Raw genomic sequence first — 18,777 nt, 5'->3', positions numbered from 1 at the left:
CGAAAACGGAACTTTCCCTAGGAAAGATGAGTCTTCAGGAGTCTTTGAGCGGGAAGCCGCCGCCGATGCCTCGCCAGGCGAGGTTGGCCGTCAGGGCGACCGCCTCCTCCTGGCTCATCGACTGGTGGTGCTGCAGCCAGAACCGGGCGCTGACCTGGCTCATCCCGACCAGCCCGACCGCCAGCAGCCGCGCCTTGTCCTCGTCGAGGCCGGCGTCCGCCGTGATCGTGTCCGTGATCGCGTCCACGCTCGCCGACGTCGCGCGGTCCACCGCTTCCTGGACCGCCGGCTCGCCGCGCAGGTCGGACTCGAACACCATGCGGAACGCGCCCGCGTCGCTGCTCACGAAGTCGAAGAACGCGCCGACCGTGGCCGGGACGCGCTGCTTGTTCTCCGTCGTCGAGTCCAGCGCCGCCTGCACGCGCCTGACCAGCTCGTCGACATGGCTTTCGAGCAGCGCGATGTACAGGTCGAGCTTGCCGGGGAAGTGCTGGTAGAGCACCGGCTTGCTGACGCCCGCGACCTCGGCGATCTCGTCCATGGCGGCGGCGTGGTAGCCGTTCTCGGCGAAGACCCGCTGCGCCGCGGCGAGGAGCTGGGCCCGGCGCTCGGTCCGGGGCAAGCGCACCCCTCGTTGCTGCAACCGCGTCATCTCCGTCATGCTCTTCCTCCCGTCTTCGCCACCTTCGACGGGCGGGGTCGCCACCGCGTGAAGTCGACCTGAAGATTACTCGCCGGTACGCGTGCTGTGCCAAGTGTCGGGCATCCTGGAGCCGTGAAGACCTCCGCCCACGGCCCGGGAGACGTCGGCGCGGCCCGGCCGCCGGTGACCCACGTGCCCCTCTCCACCAGGGCTTTGCCGTCGCTCGAACCGGTGCTGCCGCCCTGGCCGGCGACGTTCGAAGAGGTCGGCACCGCCCGCCTCCAGGTGCGCCGCACGCCGGGCCCGGACGGCGTGCCGGCCGTCTACCTCCACGGCCTCGGCGGTTCGTCGACGAACTGGACCGACCTGGCGGCACTGCTCGCCCCGGTCGCCGGGGGCACCGCGCCGGATCTGCCGGGCTTCGGTTCCTCCGAGCCCGAGGCCGGGTTCGACTTCAGCCTCGAAGCGCACGCCGAGGTCGTCGCGCGGCACATCCGCGACGTCGGCGCGCCGGTCCACCTGCTCGGCAACTCGATGGGCGGCGCCATCGCGCTGATCGTGGCCGCGCGGCACCCGGAGCTCGTCAAGACGCTGACGCTCATCTCGCCCGCGATGCCCGACCGGCGCCCCGACCCGCGGCGGCTGTCGGACCCGCGGATGGCGTTCGCGTACCTGCCGCTGGTCGGCGCGCGGGCGCGCGCCCAGCTCGCCGCGCTCGGCCCGCGGGAACGCGCCGCGCAGGTCATCAAGCTGTGCTTCGCGGACCCGTCGAGGTTCCCGGAGAGCCGGCTCGACGAGCTGACCGAGGAGCACGGCGCCCGCGCGGCCTTCGCCTGGGCCGCGCCGGCGATGGCGCGCAGCACGTTCGGCATCTTCCGGGCCTGGTCGGCGGTCGGGAAGGCGTCCCTGTGGGCGCTCGCGCCGTTGGTGAAGGTGCCGACGCTGGTCGTCTGGGGTCGCGAGGACCGCGTCATCTCGGTGCGACGCGCCATGCGCACCGCCCGCGCGATCCCGCGGGCCCGGTTGCTGGTGCTCCCGCGCACCGGCCACGTGGCGCAGATGGAGCGTCCGATCGTCGTCGCGAAGGCGGTCCTCGGCATGTGGGAGCACGTCGAAGCCGGAAATTGGTAGCCCGATCGGGCGACAACTGATCGCTGCGTGATCCGCCAGTCGCCGAGGGCGCCGCTTCGGCGCTGTGGCACCCTGGTGCGGTGGACCGGGTGAAGCAGGACGCGCGAGGTGATGATCGGCGGGCTCCCCACCGCGCGTCGGCCCGCCGGCCCGCGCAAGGCGCCCCGGAGCCCGAAGAGCCGCCGCGCACCGGGCAGTACCGCCCGTCGAAGGCGCCGGCCCAGCGCGTCAGCGAGGACCGCTACCGCCCGGGCGGGCGCCGGACCTCCGCCGAGCCGCTGAGCGCTTCCTGGAAGCCGCACGTGGAGGCGCGGGAGGCCAAGCAGGCCGAAGAGCCCCCGAAGACCGCCTTCGCCAAGCTCACCAAGACCTACGGCTGGCGCGTCTACGCGCTGCCGATCCTCGTCGTGCTGACCGTGCTCGTCGTCGTCAACACCGCGAACAGCCCGGCCGAGCCGATCGCCGAGCAGGGCGCCGGTTCCGGGATCGAGTCGGCGGGCGGCGACACGTCCGGTGGCTCCATCGACGGCGCCGACGGGCAGGGCATCCCGGAGAACCCGGCGACGCCGGTCGACCTCAAGGTGCCGACCGCGGACCTCCCCGAGGGCAGCCCCTTCACCCAGGCCGGCGCGGGCGCGTGGCACACCGTGCCCGGCAGCGGCCCGAAGGTCGGCTCCGGGAAGCTGTACACCTACACCGTCGACGTCGAGGACGGCATCGACCCGGCCAGCTACGCCGGTGACGACGCCTTCGCCACGGCGGTCCAGGGCACGCTGTCGGATCCCAAGAGCTGGACGTGGGACGGCAAGGTCGCCTTCCAGCGGGTGGACGCGAACTTCCCGAACCCGTCGTTCAAGGTGAGCCTCACCACGCCGGAGACGACGCACCGGGCGGACGCCTGCGGGTTCCAGATCAAGTTCGAGGCGTCCTGCTACCGCAAGAGCATGGGCCGCGTCCTGATCAACCTGGCCCGCTGGGTGCGCGGCGCGAAGGCCTACGGCGCCGACATGACCGGCTACCGGCAATACGCCATCAACCACGAGGTCGGGCACGCCCTGGGCAACCAGCACGTCGGCTGCGGCGGCAACAACCAGCCCGCGCCGGTGATGATGCAGCAGTCCTTCGGCGTCAACGACGACTACGTCTCGATGCTCAACGACATCCCCGGCGGCGACAAGGGCAAGGTCGCCAAGGACGGTCTGATCTGCAAGACCAACTCCTGGCCGAACCCCACGCCGTGACATCCGGGGCCTCGCCCCGGGCCGGGGGCTCCGCCACCCGGAACCCGTGAACGCCGCGGTAGCCGTCCCACGATCCGGACCTGGGAAGGTCTGTTTGCCCGCGCGCGTTGTGCATAGTGGGATGGACGCGATCCGCGCGAGATGGAGGACCCGATGTCAGCACTGCCGCCGCTCGTCGAGCCGGCTGCCGAGCTCACCAAGGAAGAGGTGGCTCGTTACAGCCGTCACCTGATCATCCCGGACGTCGGGGTGACCGGGCAGAAGCGGCTGAAGAACGCGAAGGTCCTGGTCATCGGCGCCGGCGGCCTCGGCAGCCCGGCGCTGCTGTACCTGGCCGCGGCCGGCGTCGGCTCGCTCGGCATCGTCGACTTCGACGTCGTCGACGAGTCGAACCTGCAGCGCCAGGTCATCCACGGCCAGTCCGACGTCGGCAAGCTCAAGGCCGCGTCCGCCCAGGAGTCGATCGCCGAGATCAACCCGCTGGTCCGGGTGTACCTGCACACCGAGCGGCTGGACTCGTCGAACGCGCTGGAGATCTTCGAGCAGTACGACCTGATCGTCGACGGCACGGACAACTTCGCCACGCGCTACCTGGTGAACGACGCCGCGGTGCTGCTGGGCAAGCCGTACGTCTGGGGCTCGATCTTCCGGTTCGAGGGCCAGGTCAGCGTGTTCTGGGAGGACGCGCCGAACGGCAGGGGCCTCAACTACCGCGACCTCTACCCGGAGCCGCCGCCCCCGGGCATGGTCCCGTCGTGCGCCGAGGGTGGCGTGCTGGGCGTGCTGTGCGCGTCCATCGGCTCGATCATGGTGACCGAGGCGATCAAGCTCATCACCGGCATCGGCGAGCCGCTGCTCGGGCGGCTCATCAGCTACGACGCGCTGGAGATGAAGTACCGCGAGGTCAAGATCCGCAAGGACCCGGAGACCCCGAAGATCACCGAGCTGATCGACTACGAGGCGTTCTGCGGCGTGGTGTCGGACGAGGCCGCGTCGGCGGCGTCCGGCAGCACCATCACGCCGGCGGAGCTCAAGGCCAAGTTCGACAGCGGCGAGAACTTCGCCCTGATCGACGTCCGCGAGCCGCACGAGTACGAGATCGTCAACATCAAGGGCGCGACGCTGATCCCGAAGGACCGCATCCTCTCGGGCGAGGCGCTGGCCGAGCTGCCGCAGGACAAGCCGATCGTCCTGCACTGCAAGTCGGGCGCCCGCTCGGCGGAGGCCCTGGCGGCCCTGCACGCGGCCGGCTTCAAGGACGCGACGCACCTCGGCGGCGGCGTGCTGGCCTGGGCCAAGCAGATCGACCCGAGCCTGCCGACCTACTGACAGTGGTTGTCCGTGAAGGCCACCTTGAGGGACTCAGAGTCCCTCAAGGTGGCCTTCACGGCGTTTCGGCCCGGTTCTCACCGTGCTCTCAAAACGGTGTGTGACCAGCGCGTCTTCTCGATCGTGGACCACCCGGCCGGGTACCGTCGGAACTTGTGCGGTCAACCCTCGAACGCCCTCCCGGACACGTCTGCTCGGCCTTCGGCGGGCTTGCCGACGGCGGCGAACCGATGCCGGACTCGGCGGCGTGGCGCTGCGGCGATCTGGTGCTCAAACCGGTCACCGACAAGGCCCGGACCCTGTGGACCGCCCGCGCGCTCGACTACGTCGACGAGCCGGGCCTGCGGGTCGCGAAGCCGGTGCGGTCCACCGACGGCCGGTGGATCGTCGGCGGCTGGACGGCGTCGCGGTTCGTCGCCGGCTCGGCCGAGCACCGCGGTGACGCGTCGGTGCTGGCCGCGGTGAAGCTGCACCGGGCGACCGTCGGGCTGCCGCGGCCGGACTTCATCGCCGCCCGCAAGGACGTCGACGCCGTCGCCGACCGGGTCGCCTGGGAAGAGCTCGAGGTTCCCCTGGACGAGACCAAGGGCGGCCGCTGGTTCGAGGTCCTGGCCGGTGCGCGCCGGCCGATCAAGCTGCCGTCCCAGGTCGCGCACGGCGAGCTGCTGGCGGGCCTGCTCTTCGACGGCGACGCGACACCGGGCTTGGTCGACTTCGTCCCGTACTACCGCCCGGGCGAGTACGGCGCCGCGATCGTCGCGGTCGACGCGCTGGCCTGGGGCGGCGCGACCCGCGAGCTGGTCGAACGCTGGGCCCACCTGCCGGAGTGGCCGCAGCTGCTGCTGCGCGCGGTGCTGTTCCGCCTGGCGGCGAACGCGTTGAACCCGAGGTCGACGCGGGCGGCGTTGGACGGCCTTCGCGTGGCGGCCCGCGAGGTCAGCGGCGTGCTCTAACCTGGACGCATGATCGCTCTTCGAAAGGGCCATGCCGCGTAGCCGGCCTTCGAGCCTGCGCCGGGCTCATCGCATCGAGGCGGCCACGCCGCCGATCCGGGTTCCGCACCTTTCCCGCCGCGCCGCGCGTGAGCTCGCGTTCGCCGAGGTGGACGCCGGGTTCGGCCCGGGTAGCACCGCCGAACTACTGCTCGCCTGGGATCGTGGCACCCGCTCGCCGGACGTGCTGTCGGTGTCGGACGTGTGCCCCTGCTCGGAGTGCGACCCGGTGGGCGCGCGGCGGGACCTGGCCGGGCTTCTCCAGAAGCTGCCACGCCGGGAGCGCGCGCTGGTGAGGGCGGTGCTCTCCCGCGCGGACCGCCGGTTCGCGCGCCGCGCGCCGCCCGATCCGCTCAGCCGGTCGCCGTGGTGGTTCGAGCGGCGCTTCCTCGAACAGGACGGCTGGGGCAGGCGCTGAACACCGCACGCCCGGAGTGGCGCCGGTCACGCACCTCACCGCCGGGGGCGCGTGAGTCGCGCCGCAATGTCAACTGCCGGAAACATTCGGTCGATTCCGAGTAACACGGCCTCCTTAGCGTCGGGTCATCCCGAACGACGCCGGAGGTGCACGTGCCGCAGGTCGACACGCACTGCCCGTACTGCGCGCTGCAGTGCGGCATGCGCCTCGAGGGCGTCCGCGTCACGCCGCGGGACTTCCCGGTCAACGCCGGCGGCCTGTGCCAGAAGGGCTGGACGGCCGGCGAACTCCTGACGTCGCCGAGGCGGCTGACCAGTCCGATGGTCCGTGTCGACGGCGTGCTCGAGCCGGTCGGCTGGGACTTCGCTCTCGACTTCGTCGCGCGGAAGCTGGGGGAACTCCGGGAAGCACACGGCCCGGACGCCGTCGCGGTCTTCGGCGGCGGTGGGCTGACCAACGAAAAGGCCTACCTGCTCGGCAAGTTCGCCCGCGTCGCGCTCGGCACCTCGCAGATCGACTACAACGGCCGGTTCTGCATGTCCTCGGCCGCCGCCGCGGGGATCAAGGCCTTCGGCGCCGACCGCGGGATGCCGTTCCCCGTCACCGATCTGGCCGGCGCCGACGTCGTGCTGCTCGCCGGGGCGAACCCGGCCGAGACGATGCCGCCGTTCACCCAGCACCTGCGCGGTGCCGACGTGATCGTAGTCGACCCGCGGCGGACGCCGACCGCCGAGCTCGCCGGCTTGCACCTCGCTCCCGCGCCCGGCACCGATCTCGCGCTGGCGCTGGGCATCCTGCACGCCGTCGTCGCCGACGGGCACCTGAACCATTCCTATGTGGACGAGAGGACGACCGGCTTCGCGCAGATGTGGCGGATCGCCGCGTCCTGGTGGCCGGAACGCGCCGAGCAGGTCACCGGCGTTCCGGCCGCCGACATGCGGCTGGCCGCCGCGAAGCTCGCCAACGCGCGCAACGCCTACATCCTCACCGCCCGCGGCACCGAGCAGCACGCCACGGGCACCGCGACCGTCGGCGGCTGGATCAACCTCGCCCTCTCGCTGGGCCTGCCGGGCCGGAAAGGTTCCGGCTTCGGCTGTCTCACCGGCCAGGGCAACGGCCAGGGCGGCCGCGAGCACGGCCAGAAAGCCGACCAGCTGCCCGGCTACCGCAAGCTCGACGACCCGGCCGCCCGCGAGTACGTCGCCGGAGTGTGGGGCGTCGACGCCGACTCGCTGCCCGGACCCGGGCGTTCGGCGTCCGAACTGCTCGAAGCGCTCGGTCAGGAGGGCGGGCCGAAGGCACTGATGGTGTTCGGCAGCAACGTCGTCGTCTCGGCGCCGCGCTCCCAGCGGGTCCAAGATCGACTGTCCGCCCTGGACCTCCTGGTGGTCGCGGACTTCGTGCTGTCCGAGACGGCGGCGCTCGCCGACGTCGTCCTCCCGGTCACCCAATGGGCCGAAGAAGACGGCACCCTCACCAACTTGGAGGGCCGGATCCTGCTGCGACGCAGGGCCATCGATCCAACGCCGGGTGTGCGGTCCGATTTGGACGTCCTCAACGGACTCGCCCGCCGGCTCGGCCAACCCGAAGAGCGTTTCCCGGCCGAGGCCGAGACGGTGTTCGAGGAGCTGCGGATCGCCTCCAAGGGCGGCATCGCCGACTACTCGGGTGTCAGCTACGACCGGCTGCGCGCCGGCGAGGCGCTGCACTGGCCGGTGCCGGCCGACGACCACCCCGGCACGCCGCGGATGTTCCTCGACGCCTTCGCCCACCCGGACGGCCGCGCGCGGTTCGTGCCGGTCGAGCACACCGGCCCGGCCGAACTGCCCGACGACGAGTTCCCGCTGCAGGCCACCACCGGCCGCGTGCTGCAGCACTACCAGTCGGGCGCGCAGACCCGCTTGATCGGTGAGCTGAACGACGTCGTGCCGGAGGCGTTCGTCGAGGTGCACCCGGACACCGCCAAGCGCGCCGGGCTCGAAGAAGGCGACCACGCGCGGATCCGCTCCCGTCGCGGCGAGATGACGGCGAAGGTGCGGTTCGCGCAGACGCTGCGGCCTGACCTGGTCTTCGTGCCGTTCCACTTCCCCGGCGCGCAGCGCGCGAACCTGTTCACCAACCCGGCGCTCGACCCGGTCAGCCGGATGCCGGAGTTCAAGGTGTGCGCCGTCGCCCTGTCCGCTGTGGACGGTGTGGCATGAGCGCCCGGGACGTCGTGATCGTCGGGTACGGCATGGCCGGGGCCCGGCTGGCCGACGAGATCCGCCGCCGCGACCCGGCCGCCGAGCGTGTCCGGCTGACCGTGCTCGGCGCCGAAAAGCACGCGGCCTACAACCGGGTGCTGCTCTCGGCCGTCGTCGCGGGCGGGATGAGCCCGGCGAGCGTCCGGCTGCACGACGACGAGTGGGCTGTGCGCGCGAACGTCGACCTCCGCCTCGGCACGGAAGCCGTGCGGATCGACCGCGGGAAGCGCTGCGTCGAACTCGGTGACGGATCCACTGTGTACTACGACGCCCTGGTGCTCGCCACCGGCGCCAACCCGTGGATCCCGCCGGTCGAAGGCCTCGGACCCGGTGTTGTCACCTTCAGGACGCTCGACGACTGCGCCAGGATCCTCGACGCCGCCCGCTTCGGCGCGCCGGTCGCGGTGCTCGGCGGCGGGCTGCTCGGGCTCGAAGCCGCCCGCGGCCTGGCCGGGCGCGGCAACCAGGTGACCGTCGTGCACCCGAACGGCCACGTCATGGAGCGCCAGCTCGACCCGGCCGCCGGGCACGTGCTGGCCCGGCAGCTGACCGCGATGGGCGTCACCTTCCGGTTCGGTGCCACCGCCGCCCGCTACCTGCCTGGCGACGGCCTCAAGCTCGACGACGGCAGTTTCGTCCCGGCCGACCTGGTCGTGGTCGCCGCTGGCGTCCGGGCCGAGACGAGCCTCGCCGAGGACGCCGGGCTCGACGTCGACCGCGGGATCCTGGTGGACGACGTGCTGCGCAGCAGCGACGGCCGGATCCACGCGCTCGGCGACTGCGCTCGTCACCCCGGCGCCCCGGCCGGGCTGGTCCAGCCCGCGTGGGAGCAGGCCGAGGTGCTGGCCGACGTCCTGACCGGCACGAACGCCGCCGCGCGCTACCGCGGCACGACCGCGGTCACCCGGCTCAAGGCCCGCGGCATCGACCTCGCCGCGTTGGGGGAGACGCAGGTCGAGGCCACCGACGACGACGCGGAGGTGCTGACGTTCACCGACCCGGCCGGCGGTCGCTACGGCAAGCTCGTCGTCCGCGAAAACCGCGTCACCGGGGCGATCCTGCTGGGCTTGCCCGACGCGGCCGCGTCGATCACCCAGTACCACGACCGCGGGACGCCGTTGCCGGAAGACCGGCTCGCGGTGCTCCTCGGCCGGGCGCTGCCGGCCGGTGCCACCCCCGCGGCCAGTCCGGCCGACCTGCCGGCGACCGCGGTGATCTGCCGCTGCAACAACGTCACCAAGGCCCGGCTGATCGACGCCTGGAAAGCCGGGGCCACCGATACTCCCGCACTGGCGCGGGCCACGCGGGCCACCACGGGCTGCGGCGGGTGCGCCGACACCGTCGGCGCCGTCGCGAATTGGCTGGCCGCGCAATGAGCAACTCGACCCGCACGAAGGAGAACGCCGTGGCGCACCAAGGAAAGCACTGGATCGAGCACTGGGAGCCGGAGAACGAGGTGTTCTGGGAGGAGACCGGCAAGAAGGTCGCCCGCCGCAACCTCTGGTTCTCCGTCTTCGCCGAGCACATCGGCTTCTCCATCTGGACACTGTGGTCGGTCATCGTCCTGTTCATGGGCAAGGACTACGGGTTCTCCGCCGCCGACAAGTTCCTGCTCGTCTCGACGCCGACGTTGATCGGCGGCCTGATGCGGCTGCCGTACACGTTCGCCGTGGCGAAGTTCGGCGGTCGCAACTGGACGGTCGTCAGCGCTCTCCTGCTGCTGATCCCGACGATCCTGGCCGCGATCGTGCTGCACCCCGGCACGTCGCTCGGCACGTTCCTGCTGGTCGCGGCCCTCGGCGGGGTCGGCGGCGGCAACTTCGCGTCGTCGATGACGAACATCAACACGTTCTACCCGGAGAAGCACAAGGGCTGGGCACTCGGCCTCAACGCGGGTGGCGGCAACCTCGGCGTCGCGGCGATCCAGCTGGTCGGGCTGCTCGTGATCGGCACGGCGGGCGCGACCGCGCCGCGGATCGTGCTGTACGTCTACATCCCGCTGATCGTGGTCGCCGCCGTGTGCGCGTACTTCTACATGGACAACCTGGCCACCGTGCGCGGTGACACCAAGGCGATGCGCGAGGTCGTCAAGGACCCGCACACCTGGGTGATGTCGTTCCTCTACGTCGGCACGTTCGGTTCGTTCATCGGGTACAGCTTCGCGTTCGGGCTCGTGCTGCAGAACCAGTTCGGCCGCACCCCGCTGCAGGCGGCCGCGGTGACGTTCCTCGGCCCACTGCTCGGTTCGCTGGCCAGGCCGGCCGGCGGCTGGCTGTCCGACCGGATCGGCGGCGGCAAGGTCACCTTCGCCACGTTCGTCGGGATGGCGCTCGCGACGGTCGTGCTGATCCTCGCCTCGACGTCGAAGTCCCTGACGCTCTTCACCGTCGCGTTCATCGTCCTCTTTGTCCTCACCGGCGTCGGCAACGGTTCGACGTACAAGATGATCCCGGCGATCTTCCGCGCGAAAGCCCGCACGGCGATCGCGAACGGTGCCGAAGAGGCGGCCGAACTGCTCAAGGCGCGGCGGCTGTCCGGCGCGTTGATCGGCTTGGCCGGCGCGATCGGCGCGGAAGGCGGGCTGTTCATCAACCTGGCCTTCCGGCAGTCGTTCGCCGACACCAAGAGCGGCGTGCCGGCGTTCATCGGGTTCCTGGTCTTCTACGGGCTGTGCTTCGCCGTCACCTGGGCGGTCTACCTGCGCAAGCCCGCCGAACAGCCGAGTGAGCGCGGTCTGGCGCTCGCGGGAGCGGAGGTCTGAGATGCCCACCCTGGTCGTCGCCGGACACGGCATGGTCGCCCACCGCCTGGTGGAGGCGGTGCGCACCGCCGACAGCTCCGGAACCTGGCGGATCGTCGTGCTCTCCGAGGAGCCGCGCCCGGCGTACGACCGGGTGGCCCTGACGTCCTATGTGGACGGCTGGGATCCCTCGTCGCTGGCGCTGCCCGGCTCGGACTACGCCGGTGACTCCCATGTGGACTTGCGGCTCGGTGAGCTGGCCGTGTCGGTGGACCGGCCTGCTCGCACGGTCGCCACCGCGTCCGGTTCCACGGTCTCGTACGACGCTCTGGTCCTGGCCACCGGGTCGCGGCCGTTCGTGCCACCGGTGCCCGGGCACGACCTGCCCGGCTGTTTCGTCTACCGCACCATCGAGGACCTCGACGCGATCCGCGCGGCGGCCGAGCGGCCCGGCCGGGGACGACGGGCGGCCGTCGTCATCGGCGGTGGCCTGCTCGGCCTGGAAGCGGCCAAGGCGTTGCGGGACATGGGACTCTCGCCGCACGTCGTCGAAATGGCGCCGCGGCTGATGCCGCTCCAGGTGGACGAGGGTGGCGGCTCGCTGCTACGGCGGCTCATCTCCGGGCTGGATGTGACTGTCCACACGGGAACCTCGACCGACGCGATCGAGGCCGACGGCTCGCGGCTGGTGGCCCGGCTGGGCAACGGCACCGAGCTGGACGTCGACCTGGTCGTGTTCTCCGCCGGGGTGCGGCCGCGGGACGACCTCGCGCGGCAGTCCGGTTTGGACGTCGGCCCGCGCGGCGGCGTGCTCGTCGACTCTTCCTGCCGCACCGGTGATCCGGCGGTGTACGCGATCGGTGAGTGCGCCTCGGTCGAGGGCCGCGTCTACGGCATCGTGGCACCCGGGTACGCGATGGCCGAGATCGTCGCGGCCCAGCTGACCGGCGGCTCCGGGACGTTCCCGGAGCCGGACACGTCGACCAAGCTGAAGCTGATGGGCGTCGACGTCGCGTCGTTCGGTGACGCGCACGCGGCCACCGAGGGCGCGCTCGAGGTCGCCGTCAACGACGCGGTCGCCGGGACGTACAAGAAGCTCGTGGTCACCGACGACGGCAAGACGCTGCTCGGCGGGGTGCTGGTGGGTGACGCGGCGGAGTACAACACGCTGCGGGCCCTGGTCGGCCGTCCGCTGCCGGCCGAGCCTTCGGCGATCCTCGCCCCGGCCGGAGGCGGCGCCGCGGTCGGCGTCGACGCGCTGCCGGACGCGGCGCAGATCTGTTCGTGCAACGCCGTTTCCAAGGGCACGCTCACACGGGCGATCCACGAGGACGGCTGCGACACCGTCGGCGAGCTCAAGGCGTGCACCCGCGCCGGGACCGCGTGCGGCTCCTGCGTCCCGCTGCTCGGGAGGCTGCTGACCGCGGCCGGCGTCGAGCAGTCGAAAGCCCTGTGTGAGCACTTCGGACAGTCGCGGGCGGAACTGTTCGAGATCGTCCGGGCCACCCGGATCCCGACGTTCAGCGAGGTCATCGCCCGTTACGGCACGGGCACCGGCTGCGCGGTCTGCAAGCCCGCGGTGGCGTCGATCCTGGCCACGCTGGGCGGCGGTCACGTGCTCGGCGGCGAGCGGATGACGTTGCAGGACACCAACGACCGGTTCCTGGCCAACATCCAGCGCAACGGCACCTACTCGGTCGTCCCGCGGATCCCCGGCGGCGAGATCACGCCGGAGAAGCTGATCGTGATCGGGCAGGTGGCGAAGGACTTCGGGCTGTACACCAAGATCACCGGCGGGCAGCGGATCGACCTGTTCGGCGCCACGGTGGACCAGCTGCCGCTGATCTGGCGCCGGCTGGTCGACGCCGGGTTCGAGTCCGGGCACGCGTACGGCAAGGCGCTGCGCACGGTGAAGTCGTGCGTCGGGACGACGTGGTGCCGCTACGGCGTGCAGGACAGCGTCGGCCTGGCGATCGAGCTGGAGCTGCGGTACCGCGGGCTGCGGTCGCCGCACAAGCTGAAGTCGGCGGTGTCCGGGTGTGCGCGCGAGTGCGCCGAGGCGCGGAGCAAGGACTTCGGGATCATCGCGACGGAGAACGGCTGGAACCTCTACGTCGGCGGCAACGGCGGCACGACACCGCGGCACGCGGAGCTGCTGGTGTCCGATGTGGACACAGAGATGTTGATTCGGACGATCGACCGGTTCCTGATGTTCTACGTCCGCACGGCCGACCGGCTGCAGCGCACGGCGCCGTGGATCGAGGAGCTGGACGGCGGGCTCGACCACCTGCGCGCGGTGATCGTCGACGACAGCCTCGGCATCTGCGAGGACCTCGACGCGGCGATGGCCAAGCACGTCGACAACTACGCCGACGAGTGGCGCGGTGTGCTGGAGGATCCGGCGAAGCTGGCCCGGTTCACCTCCTTCGTCAACGCGCCGGGCACGCCCGACCCGGCGATCTCGTTCCGGTCCGAGCGGGCGCAGAAAGTACCGGTCATGCTGGGTGTCCCGGAGGTGCGGCGATGACGACGTCTCTCGAACGGACGTGGACGGCGGTGTGCGGCGTGGACGCGGTGCCGGAGTACTCGGGGGTCGCCGCCCTGCTGGACGGCGTCCAGGTGGCGATCTTCCGGCTGCCGGGTGCGCGGTGGTACGCACTGTCCAATTGGGACCCGTGCAGTGGCGCGGCGGTGCTTTCGCGGGGGATCGTCGGGGACGCCGGCGGGGTGCCCGTGGTCGCGTCGCCGGTCTACAAAGAACGGTTCGCGCTCGACAGTGGACAGTGCCTGGACGCCGAGGGCGTCTCGGTCCCGGTGTACGGGGTGCGCGTGCGAGAGGGCGTGGTCGAAGTGGAGTCGCCGTGACGGAAGTGCTCCCGCTGGCCGGTTTTGTCATCGGCATCACCGCGGCGCGCCGGGCGGACGAGCTCGGCGCGCTGCTGGTGCGCAAGGGGGCGGGCGTCCGGTACGGCCCGGCGATCCGGATCGTGCCGCTGACGGACGACACCGAGCTGCACGCGGCGACCGCGCGGCTGCTCGGCTCGCCGGTGGACGCCGTGGTGGCGACGACCGGCATCGGCTTCCGCGGCTGGCTGGAGGCGGCCGAGGGCTGGGGCCTGGGGGAGGAGCTGGTCGCGCGCCTTTCGACGTCGATGCTGCTCGCGCGCGGCCCGAAGGTGACGGGGGCGATCCGCGCGGCGGGGCTGTCGGAGGACTACTCGCCGGCGTCGGAGAGCAACGCGGAACTCTTGCAGCACCTGCTGGCCACCGGCGTCTCCGGCAGGCGGATCGCGGTCCAGCTGCACGGCGAGCCGCTGCCGTACTTCGTGGACACGCTGCGCGAGGCGGGCGCGGAGGTCATCGAGATTTCGGTGTACCGCTGGGTCGGCCCGGTCGACCCGGGCCCGGTGGACCGCCTGCTCGACGGCGTGCTGGAGGGCTCGATCCACGCGCTGCCGTTCACGAGCGCGCCGGCTGTGGCTTCCTTGCTGGCTCTGGCCCGCCGCACGGGCCGGCTGCCCGGGTTGATCTCGGCGCTTTCGGGTCCCGTGGTGGCCGCGTGCGTCGGCCCGATCACGGCGGGTCCGTTGGCTGCGTTGGGTGTCCCGACGATCCAGCCGCACCGAGCGCGGATCGGCGCGCTGGCCCGGACGCTTGCGGAGACGCTGGTGGCGCGTTCGCCGCGGTTGCGGGCGGGCGGGCGGTGCCTGGAACTCCGCGGTGAGGCGGCCATTGTGGACGGTGAATGGTGCGAGGTCGCGCCGGCACCGATGGCGCTGCTGCGGGCATTGGCGGCGTCGCCCGGCCGGGTGGTGTCGCGGCGCGAGCTGATCGCGGCCTTGCCGGGCGGCGGCGAGGAGCACGCGGTGGAGACGGCGATCGGCCGGCTGCGGACGTCACTGGGTGGCGGGCGAGTGGTGCAGACGGTGGTGAAGCGCGGCTACCGGCTGGCGGTGGACGCCTGAGCGGGCTCGGAGATGACCGAGCCCGCTCTCGAGCCGGGCGAACGTCAGCTCGCGTCCGAGCGGGCATACGCGACGCAGTCGCCGAGCGGGTGGAGCTGGTCGTCCGCGAGGCAGGCGGACACGAAGGCCGCTCCGCCGGGGACGTCCGCCGGAACCGAGAAGGGGGTGATCGCGGCCTGGGCGGTCGGGCACAGGAGGCTGGTGCTCCGGACGTCCAGCTCGTGTACGGCGCTGTCGTAGGTGTACAGGTAGAAGCGCTGGCAGACGCTGCGGACCTTGCGTGTCCCGGTCACGCCGACGGAGCGGTTGTACCAGGTCAAGGTGCCTTGGGCGTAAGAAGCGCCGTAGGGGACGTTGAAGTGGTTGGTGGGGTACGCGGCGCGGGCCGCGGCGGCCGCGGACGCGGCCAGCTCCGGCGAACCGGCTGCGGCGGCGGGCTGCGCTACCGGCCCCGCCAGCAGACCTGCCGCGGTCGCGGCCACCGCCGCCGCTCCGGCGATCGCCCGGGTCCGAATCCCTGTCTGTCGCATCGACTTCACTCCCCGTCTCGCGGTTCCTGACGGCGGCTGCACGCCCGCGGGAGCCGGAAGGGTTAGGAGAGACGCGACTTTCACCCGGATGCCACGCGCCTAGACCGCCCAGGTGACGTCGTGTTTCGCGAACCCCCGGGCCGTCGCGACCAGCGCCGCTTCCGCTTCCGCGGCCTCCCGGGAGGCCGGTCGGAGGGGGTCGAACGGCGTCAGGGTGAACGTCAGCTTCGCGCCGCTCGCCTTCGTGCGCCACGTGCCCGCGATGTCGCCCTCGGCCAGCAGTACGCCCGGGTTGCCCAGCATCTTCCAGACTTCCTTGCGTCGCGCCGGGTCCGGGACCAGCAAGGCCTTGTCGCGCGCCTGGATGAACGGGTCCCACGGCGGCAGCAGCCGCACGACGTCCGGCTCCGGCGGGTTTTCCAGCGCCGGCAGACACGCAGAGGGCAGGTAGCGGGCTTTGCCCTCCACCCGCACCTCGGCCAGGTCAGCGGGCCACGTCCGGTCCACCACCGCCCGCGAAGTCCCGACGAACTCCGCCGCATCGCCCGGGGACGCCGGTCCGTTGAGACGCAGGTACGACTCGACCACCGACGTCGCCGCCGTGGGGTCCGGAGTCTTGCGCATGCGGCCGCGGCCTTCCAGCGGCGCCAGCGTTGCCGGGGTGGCGCCCGCGACCAGGCGGAGGCCGCCGAGAGGGGCCGCGATGCGCATCAGCTGCTCGTGGATGTGCGTCGCGTCGCACCCCCGGCACCAGCGGGAGAACTCCGGCGGCACCAGCTTCGTCACCGCCGTCGAGACCGCGCCCTTGGTCATCTCCGACGTGACGACCTTCCGGAGGGCCGCGGCCGCCGTGAAGACCACTTCGGCCGCCGCCAGGCCCGTCGCCGCCAGTTCCTTGCGCTGCCACAGCATCCGGGCCAGCGCGTCCGCGTCGTCCAGCGGGACCAGGGCGCGGGTCACCTCGGCGAGGTCGTCGCGGAGGTGGAAGTGCGGCGCGCCCCGCAGCGTCCACGCCAGCACCAGGCGGTCGTCGTCGAGAATGGACGCGGACGACACGGAGGACACCCGGGCGACGGCGGCCAGCAGCGCGGTGTCGCGCATGCTGTCCTGCAGCCCGGCCCGGACGACGGCGAGCTCCGCGACGTCCTTCGCGTCACGGTGCAGCCCGTGCTCGGCGGTGCGGTAGGCGAGTACCTGACGACGGTCCACCTGCGACTCCTAGATCGTGTACTCGAAGGTGTACCCCATTTTCTCCTCGCCCATCGCGCCCCCGACCGTGCCGGAGCCGGTGAGCCCGGTCAGCGCGCCGGTGCCGGAGCCGGGCACCACGGTGAACGTCGAGGCGATGCCCTTCGCGTCGAACGTGAACTCGTGACGCACGATGAACGTCCCTTCGCGACCGTCGACCTTGCCGTCGAAGCGCTCGAGGCTCGGCGACGTCGTCGAACCGCTGTCGTAGCCTTCGCCCGCGTAGTAGAGCAGCAGGTCGCAGACCGATTCACCCTCGATGACACCCTCGTACGCCATCGAGGCGTGCGCGTACGCCACCCGCGGCCCGTTCTCAGAGCCGCTGACGACGTTCTCTTCCCAGTTCTTCATGGTGAATGCGTTCATGGAAGACAGTCTGACGGTCATACCTGTCAGCTTGTGTCAGGTATTTCGGTCATACTGGGTGACATGCGCGCCAGCCGCCTCCTGTCCGTCCTCCTCCTGCTGCAGAACCGCGGCCGGATGACGGCGGAAGAGCTGGCCGAGGAGCTGGAGGTCTCGGTCCGCACGGTCTACCGGGACATCGACGCGCTCTCGGCGTCCGGTGTCCCGGTGTACGCCGATCGCGGCCGGACCGGCGGGTACCGCCTGGTCGACGGCTACCGGACGCGCCTCACCGGGATGACCGAGGAAGAGGCGCAGTCGCTCTCGCTGGCCGGGCTGCCCGTCGCCGCCGCCGAACTGGGGCTCGGCACCGTGCTCGCGGCCGCCCAGCTCAAGCTGTACGCCGCGCTGCCGCGGGAGCTGCGCGACCGCGCCGGGCGCGTCGCCGAGCGCTTCTACCTGGACGTCCCCGGCTGGCACCGCGGCATCGAAAGCCTGCCGACGCTGTCCGCGGTCGCCGACGCCGTGTGGTCGGCGCACCGGATCCGGATCCGCTACGAACGCTGGGGCCAGCGGATCGTCGAGCGGGACGTCGAGCCGCTGGGGCTGATCCTCAAAGCCGGCAACTGGTACCTCGCCGGCCGCTGCGACGGCTCCGACCGGACCTACCGGATCTCGCGGATCCAGGAGCTGACGGACCTCGGCGAGGAGTTCGAGCGGCCGGCCGGCTTCGACCTCGCGGCCTACTGGCAGGAGTGGTCCGAGCAGTTCGAACGGCGGATGTACCCGCGTGTCGCCGTGGTGCGGCTGTCGCCGCGGGCGCAGGCTCTCGTACCGTTCTACGCGGGCTCCGTCGGGGCCCGGGCCCTGCGCGAGTGCCCGAACGAGCCGGCCGCGGACGGCTGGCTCACCATGGAGCTGCCGGTGGAGCCGGGCGAGCCGGCCATCGGCGAGCTGCTGCGCTTCGGGCCGCACCTGGAGGTCCTCGAGCCCGCGGACCTGCGGGCGCAGCTGGCGGAGGCGATCGAGGAGATGGGCGCGATCTATGGGTGAGCTGAGCGGGATCGCGATCGGCGTCACGGCCGAACGGCGGGCCGACGACTTCATCGAGGCCCTCGAACGCTACGGCGCCGACGTCCGCCACGCGCCCACGATCACCATCGTCCCCCTCGACGCCGATCCCGACCTGCGCGCGGGCACCGAAGCGCTGCTGGCCTCACCCGTCGGCTTCACGGCGATCACGACCGGCGCGGGCTTTCGCGGCTGGCTGGCCGCGGCCGACGGCTGGGGCCTGCGCGACCGGCTGCTGACGGCGCTGGGGGAGTCCCGGATCTACGCGCGCGGCCCGAAGGCCGTGGGCGCGCTTCGCGGCGCCGGCCTGCGTGAGTCCTTCTCAGCCGCTTCGGAGTCCAACGCGGAACTCTTCGGGACCCTCGCTTCGGCGGGGCTGGCGGGCCAGCGCGTGGCCGTCCAGCTGCACGGGACGCCGTTGCCGGAGCACACGTCGGCCCTGGAACAGGCCGGCGCGCGGCTGGTCGCGGTCCAGCCGTACCGCTGGTACTCGCCGCCGGACGTCACCCCGGTGCACGCCCTGATCGACGCGGCGATCGCCGGTGAGCTCGGCGCGATCGCGTTCACCAGCGCCCCCGCGGCGGCGAACTTCCTGACCCTGGCCCAGGACTACGGCCGTTACGACGAGCTGCTGACGGCGTTGCGCGGCCCGGTGGTGTGCGCGTGCGTCGGCCCGGTGACGGCGGCGCCACTCGAAGAAGCCGGGGTGCGCACGCTGCAACCGGACCGGCAGCGCCTGGGAGCGCTGGTGAAACTCCTGGTCACGACGCTCAAGGTGTAGCTGTCAACCGACTTGCCGGCTTTCGGCCCGAGTTGTCCACATCGCGTCCGGCCATCCACAGATGTGCCGCGTCACCCATCCGGGGTGGGGTGGGCCGATA

At 71.9% G+C, this 18,777-nt stretch carries 17 protein-coding genes; 13 read left to right on the top strand and 4 right to left on the bottom strand.

Going from position 1 to position 18,777, the window contains the following annotated elements; genetic code table 11:
• Positions 1-34: 34 nt before the first annotated feature.
• The gene (locus OG494_RS31285) at positions 35-661 is read right to left on the bottom strand and encodes a TetR/AcrR family transcriptional regulator (RefSeq protein WP_247061100.1); all 627 of its coding nucleotides are present in this window, start codon (positions 659-661) and stop codon (positions 35-37) included.
• A gap of 213 nt (positions 662-874) precedes the next feature.
• Between OG494_RS31285 and OG494_RS31280 the strand changes: the two genes are divergently transcribed.
• The 11 genes from OG494_RS31280 (at position 875) to OG494_RS31230 (ending at position 14,702) form a co-directional block, all read left to right on the top strand.
• A complete protein-coding gene (locus OG494_RS31280) occupies positions 875-1,774 on the top strand; it encodes an alpha/beta fold hydrolase (protein ID WP_328459076.1) in 900 nt (299 codons plus the stop codon).
• 80 nt (positions 1,775-1,854) lie between these two features.
• Positions 1,855-3,015: a DUF3152 domain-containing protein gene (locus tag OG494_RS31275; RefSeq protein WP_328444824.1), complete on the top strand. Its 1,161-nt coding sequence runs from the start codon at positions 1,855-1,857 to the stop codon at positions 3,013-3,015.
• A gap of 153 nt (positions 3,016-3,168) precedes the next feature.
• Complete coding sequence (moeZ, locus tag OG494_RS31270) at positions 3,169-4,344, top strand: adenylyltransferase/sulfurtransferase MoeZ (RefSeq protein ID WP_328444822.1); 1,176 nt, start codon at positions 3,169-3,171, stop codon at positions 4,342-4,344.
• Between the two features lie 155 nt (positions 4,345-4,499).
• Positions 4,500-5,297: a TIGR02569 family protein gene (locus OG494_RS31265; RefSeq protein ID WP_328444820.1), complete on the top strand. Its 798-nt coding sequence runs from the start codon at positions 4,500-4,502 to the stop codon at positions 5,295-5,297.
• A 31-nt stretch (positions 5,298-5,328) separates the two neighbouring features.
• Positions 5,329-5,754: a hypothetical protein gene (locus OG494_RS31260; protein ID WP_328444818.1), complete on the top strand. Its 426-nt coding sequence runs from the start codon at positions 5,329-5,331 to the stop codon at positions 5,752-5,754.
• A gap of 152 nt (positions 5,755-5,906) precedes the next feature.
• Positions 5,907-7,955 carry a molybdopterin oxidoreductase family protein gene (locus OG494_RS31255; RefSeq protein ID WP_328444816.1) on the top strand — a complete coding sequence of 683 codons (2,049 nt, stop codon included), beginning with the start codon at positions 5,907-5,909 and terminating at the stop codon, positions 7,953-7,955.
• Positions 7,952-9,373, top strand: a complete 1,422-nt coding sequence (locus OG494_RS31250) for an FAD-dependent oxidoreductase (protein WP_328444814.1) — start codon at positions 7,952-7,954, stop codon at positions 9,371-9,373. The genes OG494_RS31255 and OG494_RS31250 overlap by 4 nt, the downstream gene beginning before the upstream one ends.
• A complete protein-coding gene (locus OG494_RS31245; RefSeq protein ID WP_328444812.1) occupies positions 9,370-10,758 on the top strand; it encodes a nitrate/nitrite transporter in 1,389 nt (462 codons plus the stop codon). The genes OG494_RS31250 and OG494_RS31245 overlap by 4 nt, the downstream gene beginning before the upstream one ends.
• A 1-nt stretch (position 10,759) precedes the next feature.
• Positions 10,760-13,264 carry a nitrite reductase large subunit NirB gene (nirB, locus tag OG494_RS31240; RefSeq protein WP_328444810.1) on the top strand — a complete coding sequence of 835 codons (2,505 nt, stop codon included), beginning with the start codon at positions 10,760-10,762 and terminating at the stop codon, positions 13,262-13,264.
• Positions 13,261-13,602: a nitrite reductase small subunit NirD gene (nirD, locus tag OG494_RS31235; protein WP_328444808.1), complete on the top strand. Its 342-nt coding sequence runs from the start codon at positions 13,261-13,263 to the stop codon at positions 13,600-13,602. The genes nirB and nirD overlap by 4 nt, the downstream gene beginning before the upstream one ends.
• Positions 13,599-14,702: a uroporphyrinogen-III synthase gene (locus tag OG494_RS31230; RefSeq protein WP_328444806.1), complete on the top strand. Its 1,104-nt coding sequence runs from the start codon at positions 13,599-13,601 to the stop codon at positions 14,700-14,702. Before nirD ends, OG494_RS31230 begins: the two co-directional genes overlap by 4 nt.
• A gap of 44 nt (positions 14,703-14,746) precedes the next feature.
• Here OG494_RS31230 and OG494_RS31225 read toward each other — a convergent pair whose 3' ends face one another.
• From OG494_RS31225 to OG494_RS31215, 3 genes are all read right to left on the bottom strand, one after another.
• Positions 14,747-15,232 carry a hypothetical protein gene (locus OG494_RS31225; RefSeq protein WP_328444804.1) on the bottom strand — a complete coding sequence of 162 codons (486 nt, stop codon included), beginning with the start codon at positions 15,230-15,232 and terminating at the stop codon, positions 14,747-14,749.
• Positions 15,233-15,331: 99 nt separating this feature from the next.
• Complete coding sequence (locus OG494_RS31220) at positions 15,332-16,441, bottom strand: DNA glycosylase AlkZ-like family protein (RefSeq protein ID WP_328444802.1); 1,110 nt, start codon at positions 16,439-16,441, stop codon at positions 15,332-15,334.
• 9 nt (positions 16,442-16,450) lie between these two features.
• A complete protein-coding gene (locus tag OG494_RS31215; protein ID WP_328444800.1) occupies positions 16,451-16,846 on the bottom strand; it encodes a DUF3224 domain-containing protein in 396 nt (131 codons plus the stop codon).
• 63 nt (positions 16,847-16,909) lie between these two features.
• Between OG494_RS31215 and OG494_RS31210 the strand changes: the two genes are divergently transcribed.
• Together OG494_RS31210 and OG494_RS31205 are read left to right on the top strand one after the other, a co-directional pair.
• On the top strand, positions 16,910-17,878 hold the full coding sequence (locus OG494_RS31210; protein ID WP_328444798.1) for a helix-turn-helix transcriptional regulator: 969 nt from the start codon (positions 16,910-16,912) through the stop codon (positions 17,876-17,878).
• A complete protein-coding gene (locus OG494_RS31205) occupies positions 17,871-18,677 on the top strand; it encodes a uroporphyrinogen-III synthase (RefSeq protein WP_328444796.1) in 807 nt (268 codons plus the stop codon). The genes OG494_RS31210 and OG494_RS31205 overlap by 8 nt, the downstream gene beginning before the upstream one ends.
• Positions 18,678-18,777 lie beyond the last annotated feature (100 nt).

The sequence above is a fragment of the Amycolatopsis sp. NBC_00438 genome (assembly GCF_036026695.1).
Classification (GTDB): domain Bacteria; phylum Actinomycetota; class Actinomycetes; order Mycobacteriales; family Pseudonocardiaceae; genus Amycolatopsis.
Note: the sequence above shows the minus strand (reverse complement) of the source record. Positions and strands in the feature narration are given on the sequence as shown.

Coding starts and splice junctions, on each gene's coding strand:
- nirD (WP_328444808.1), top strand. CDS start 13,261: ATGACGACGTCTCTCGAACGGACGTGGACGGCGGTGTGCGGCGTGGAC.
- OG494_RS31205 (WP_328444796.1), top strand. CDS start 17,871: ATGGGTGAGCTGAGCGGGATCGCGATCGGCGTCACGGCCGAACGGCGG.
- OG494_RS31215 (WP_328444800.1), bottom strand. CDS start 16,846: ATGAACGCATTCACCATGAAGAACTGGGAAGAGAACGTCGTCAGCGGC.
- nirB (WP_328444810.1), top strand. CDS start 10,760: ATGCCCACCCTGGTCGTCGCCGGACACGGCATGGTCGCCCACCGCCTG.
- OG494_RS31225 (WP_328444804.1), bottom strand. CDS start 15,232: ATGCGACAGACAGGGATTCGGACCCGGGCGATCGCCGGAGCGGCGGCG.
- moeZ (WP_328444822.1), top strand. CDS start 3,169: ATGTCAGCACTGCCGCCGCTCGTCGAGCCGGCTGCCGAGCTCACCAAG.
- OG494_RS31285 (WP_247061100.1), bottom strand. CDS start 661: ATGACGGAGATGACGCGGTTGCAGCAACGAGGGGTGCGCTTGCCCCGG.
- OG494_RS31210 (WP_328444798.1), top strand. CDS start 16,910: ATGCGCGCCAGCCGCCTCCTGTCCGTCCTCCTCCTGCTGCAGAACCGC.
- OG494_RS31250 (WP_328444814.1), top strand. CDS start 7,952: ATGAGCGCCCGGGACGTCGTGATCGTCGGGTACGGCATGGCCGGGGCC.
- OG494_RS31260 (WP_328444818.1), top strand. CDS start 5,329: ATGCCGCGTAGCCGGCCTTCGAGCCTGCGCCGGGCTCATCGCATCGAG.
- OG494_RS31245 (WP_328444812.1), top strand. CDS start 9,370: ATGAGCAACTCGACCCGCACGAAGGAGAACGCCGTGGCGCACCAAGGA.